The sequence below is a fragment of the Rhizobacter sp. P3_B12 genome (genome assembly GCF_056402895.1).
Map to the genome: position 1 here is coordinate 1 of NZ_JBFUGN010001054.1, position 2,043 is coordinate 2,043.

At 69.0% G+C, this 2,043-nt stretch carries 2 protein-coding genes and 1 pseudogene; all 3 read left to right on the top strand.

The window, feature by feature from the left end:
* A pseudogene (locus tag AC1D01_RS31965) lies at positions 1-374 on the top strand (lipid-A-disaccharide synthase); the annotation flags it as partial.
* Positions 346-1,008, top strand: a complete 663-nt coding sequence (gene rnhB / locus AC1D01_RS31970) for a ribonuclease HII (RefSeq protein ID WP_477873532.1) — start codon at positions 346-348, stop codon at positions 1,006-1,008. The pseudogene AC1D01_RS31965 and the gene rnhB, both read left to right, overlap by 29 nt.
* Before the next feature lie 13 nt (positions 1,009-1,021).
* Complete coding sequence (locus tag AC1D01_RS31975) at positions 1,022-1,798, top strand: TrmH family RNA methyltransferase (RefSeq protein WP_477873533.1); 777 nt, start codon at positions 1,022-1,024, stop codon at positions 1,796-1,798.
* Positions 1,799-2,043 lie beyond the last annotated feature (245 nt).

Below are 2,043 nucleotides of genomic sequence, written 5' to 3' on the forward strand. Positions count from 1 at the left end.
GCTCGCACGAGGTGCTGGCCGCCTGCGACGTCACGCTGATCGCGAGCGGCACGGCGACGCTCGAGGCGGCGCTCTTCAAGCGGCCGATGGTCATCACCTACGCGATGAACTGGCTGAGCTGGCAGATGATGAAGCGCATGGGCTACCAGCCGTGGGTCGGTTTGCCGAACATCCTGCTCGGGGAATTCGCGGTGCCCGAGCTCTTGCAGGACGACGCGACGCCGCAGAAACTCGCGGCTGCGGGCCTGGCCTGGCTCGACAAGCCGGAAGAGTCCGCGGCCATTGCCCGGCGTTTCACCGAACTGCACCACCGACTGCGCTGCAACACTGCCCTGGCTGCCACCGATGCGATCGAGAAAGTCCTCCGGTTCTGAACAGTTCGGCCTGCGCTTCGACGCGATCGGCCTGGTGGCGGGCGTGGACGAAGCCGGCCGCGGCCCGTTGGCCGGCCCGGTGGTCGCCGCGGCGGTGATCCTCGACGACCAGCGCCCGATCAAGGGGCTGGATGATTCGAAGAAGTTGTCGGCCGCGGTGCGTGCGCGGCTGTACGACGAGATCCGCGAGCGGGCCTTGTGCTGCGCGGTGGCCGAGGCGAGCGTCGAGGAGATCGACACGCTGAACATCCTGCAGGCGACGATGCTGGCGATGCGCCGCGCCGTCGAGGGCTTGCGGCTGGTGCCGGTCAAGGTGCTGGTCGATGGCAACCGCCTGCCGGTGCTGAAGATGGCGGCCGAAGCCATCGTGCAGGGCGATGCGCTGGTGCAGTCGATCTCGGCGGCGTCGATCCTCGCGAAGGTGCACCGCGACCGCTTGTGCCTCACGTTGCACGAGCAGCACCCGCAGTACGGCTTCGACGAGCACAAGGGCTACGGCACGCCGATGCACCTGGCCGCGCTGAAGCAGCACGGCGCCTGCGTGCACCACCGCCGCTCGTTCGCGCCGGTGCGCGAAGCGCTGGTACCGTTGGGCGCGCCGGTGTCCGTGGTGTTTGCGGTGCCGGCCGAATGATGGCTGCCGAGTGATGGCCGCAGCGATCAAGGCGATCAGTTCGCGCGACAACCCGTTGCTGGTGCGGCTGCGCAAGCTGGCGGCCGATCCGGGTGGCTACCGCAAGCACGGCGAGGTGCTGCTGGAAGGCGATCACCTGGCTGCGGCGCTGCTGCAGCGGGGCGGGCTGCCGTCGCAGGCGGTGATCACCGAAGCGGGCTGGCAGGTACCGGCGCTGCGGGCGCTGGCCGAGCGCGCACCGCAGGTGGCCGTGGTGCCGGCGGCGCTGATGGCCGGCATCGGCACGCTCGAGTCGGCGGCTCCGATCGTGTTCGTGCTGCCGTGGACGGGCGGTGCGTCGCTGCAAGCCGATGCGCCGAGCGTCGTGCTCGATCGACTGCAGGATGCAGGCAACGTCGGTGCGGTGCTGCGCAGCGCGGCGGCCTTCGGCTTTACTCAGGTGATCGCGCTGAAGGGCACGGCGGCGCTGTGGTCGCCGAAGGTGCTGCGCGCCGGCATGGGTGCGCATTTCGCACTGAGCCTGGTCGAGGGCATTGAAGCCGATGCACTTGCGGCGTTGACCGTCCCCTTGCTGGCCACCAGCTCGCACACCCCCCACGAGATTCACCGCGCGACGTTGCCGTGGCCCTGCGCCTGGGTACTGGGTCACGAAGGGCAGGGCGTGTCGGCTGCGCTGATGGCGCGTTGCGCGCAGGCCTTGCGCATTCCGCAGCCAGGCGGCGAGGAGTCGCTGAACGTCGCTGCCGCCGCGGCGGTGTGTCTCTACGAGTCTGCGCGGCAGAGAATCTGAAACAGAGCGGCAAGGCACGCGAACGCACGCATGCTCGTCGGTCACTTCAATCTTTTCCCCCAACAAGAGCGGCTGGTTCTGCGCGGCGGGTGGCGGGACGGGCTGGGGGCGACTTCTGGGGCGACGGAGAAGMTCGGTTTCGGGGGTGGCGCGCGCCAGCGCGCTTCGTAGACATACTCATCGGCTGTGTTTGACCACAACGAACGAAGTGAGTGGCGGGAGTTTGCCGATGCACCCCCGAAGCC

What these genes read in the sequence shown, in the direction of transcription:
- rnhB (WP_477873532.1), top strand. Translation starts at nt 346, where the DNA reads ATGCGATCGAGAAAGTCCTCCGGTTCTGAACAGTTCGGCCTGCGCTTC.
- AC1D01_RS31975 (WP_477873533.1), top strand. Translation starts at nt 1,022, where the DNA reads ATGGCCGCAGCGATCAAGGCGATCAGTTCGCGCGACAACCCGTTGCTG.